Origin of the sequence: Rothia sp. (in: high G+C Gram-positive bacteria) (assembly GCF_030540545.1) — a bacterium.
Classification (GTDB): domain Bacteria; phylum Actinomycetota; class Actinomycetes; order Actinomycetales; family Micrococcaceae; genus Rothia.
In genome coordinates this window covers 1-1,326 of sequence record NZ_JAUNVZ010000052.1, presented here as the reverse complement: position 1 = coordinate 1,326, position 1,326 = coordinate 1, and the positions used below count along the sequence as shown (strand labels likewise).

Below are 1,326 nucleotides of genomic sequence, written 5' to 3'. Positions count from 1 at the left end.
GTATGCAGATAGGCTGCCGAGAGTTCTGCATCGAAAAGTTGGCGCAAGGATTCACCTCGGGCCCTAGCTGTTTCGCCGTCTTGTAGCCAAGGCGTGCCGTCGGTCAGCCCTTCAGCTTGTAGTTTGGCTAAGGCCGAAAGTTCCTGCGGCCGATCTGCGGCCAAGCGGCGTAGTTCCGGATGCAATTCGCCCAACTTCTTCCCCAAGGTCAGGGCGTAATAGCGCGTGGCCCACTCTGTAGCACTCAAGCTCTGACTGCTACCTGCCAATGCGGGCAATGCGGTCACAACATTCCAAAGGGGATGAGCCGATAGCTCTATGCCTAGGCTGCGGTGCAGGGCATCCTTACCCTGAAAGAGGGTATCGATGCGGTAGGTGTACTCACCCCGATCGGTCATAGAGAAGGGTAACGTGCGCACCACCTCTACCCGGTTACTGAGCACGGGCAGATAGTGCTCCTCGCCATCGCTATATCCGCTGCCTTCGGCTTGGGCGCGGCAAACCAGCATATCGGCCTCCTCAGTCACCGTATAGGGTACGTAATAGGTCTTCACCTCGCTGGCAGTAAGTTTGATGTCCTTCGCATGGTTCAGCAGGGTGCGCCCTTCGTGCAGAGCGTCTTCAAGCGTCAGGGTCAGTTTGGCCGTCACGGGGTGGTCTGAAAGGTTGGATACCTTGACGGGCAGCAATGTATGGTCCCCCGGACGCACAAAGCGCGGCAGTGCCACTTCGACCATAAACTCCTTGCGCGCCACCAGCGTTGTGTCCAGCCTGCCGTGGTTCATCTCCCCGTCATGCGCCAGGGCAGAGAAGTTCCAGCGGGTCATGCTCTCGGGCAGGGTAAAGGCTATGCTCACCTCCCCGGCTGCATTGGTGCGCAACGCAGATTGGAAGAAGGCCGTCTCCGCAAAGTTGGTGCGTAGAGCATCGGCTGCATTTGTGCCGACCGATTCGGCGCTGCCTCCCTCAAGTGTACGTTCGCTCATCTGAGGAGCCACCAGCCCATTGGCGCGCGCCATCTTGCGCTCCGCCTTGCTGTACATCACACTCCCACTGAGTGGGGAAGCGCTGTCTAACACGGCGTAGCTTCGCAAACCGCGATACGGATTGAAGAGTTCCTGCTGCCAATGGGTCAGCTCACGCACCGGAATAGGCATACTTTTGCCGTTGTTGAGATAAGCCGAAAGGCTGTATCCACCCCACGAAGGCATGTTCACCTCATGATTCCAAGCCGCCCAAGGCAGTCGACGCGTGAAGTAGATACCTTGATAGTTCCACTCGTTACGGGCAAAGGCATCAAGCGAGGCATCGTACATGCCGGCCATC

Annotated in this window: 1 protein-coding gene; it reads right to left on the bottom strand. The window is 58.1% G+C overall.

Annotated elements, in window-relative coordinates; genetic code table 11:
* Nucleotides 1-1,326, bottom strand: a 1,326-nt coding sequence (locus Q4P78_RS08855; protein ID WP_303340009.1) for an alpha-2-macroglobulin family protein, incomplete at both ends; no start/stop codon positions are given.